Annotated in this window: 1 protein-coding gene; it reads right to left on the reverse strand. The window is 57.7% G+C overall.

What is annotated here, in order from left to right; genetic code table 11:
• Positions 1 to 102 precede the first annotated feature (102 nt).
• On the reverse strand, positions 103 to 459 hold a 357-nt coding region (locus tag I6F33_RS37945; RefSeq protein WP_225145795.1), incomplete at its 5' end, for a hypothetical protein.

Raw genomic sequence — 459 nt, forward strand, 5'->3', positions numbered from 1 at the left:
GTTGTACTCATCGATGCCCCCTACTTCCCCGCGCCGCTGTATGCCTGGCTATTTGCCGCCGCCACCTTGCTGCGCACAGGCACCCGATTCCATCGCCCTCAGTCACAAGGCCGTGTTGACCTTCATCATTCGTCCAATCCGCGGCCAGATCAACATGTAGAAGGCACCCACGGCCAACCCGATGAAAAGCATGATGCCAGCGCGCCTGGGAGCCCACCCAAACCAAAAGGAAGGACTGGTCCAGACCTTTATCCAAGCGCCAGGAGAGAAGGCACCCTCGAACGCGAGCCACGCCAACAAGGCACAGATTGGTGCAGCTACAACATAACGAGCTTTGAACCGCGGAAGAAACTTGTCCACAAGCATAACCCCGGGCACACCGAAGATGAGGCCCAACACAGCGGCTATGGCGCAAACCAGCGATGTGAAAATTGCAGCCTGCGAAAAGCTGCCTATCCG

This window comes from Bradyrhizobium sp. BRP20, assembly GCF_020194215.1.
GTDB classification, from domain to species: Bacteria; Pseudomonadota; Alphaproteobacteria; order Rhizobiales; family Xanthobacteraceae; genus Bradyrhizobium; species Bradyrhizobium yuanmingense.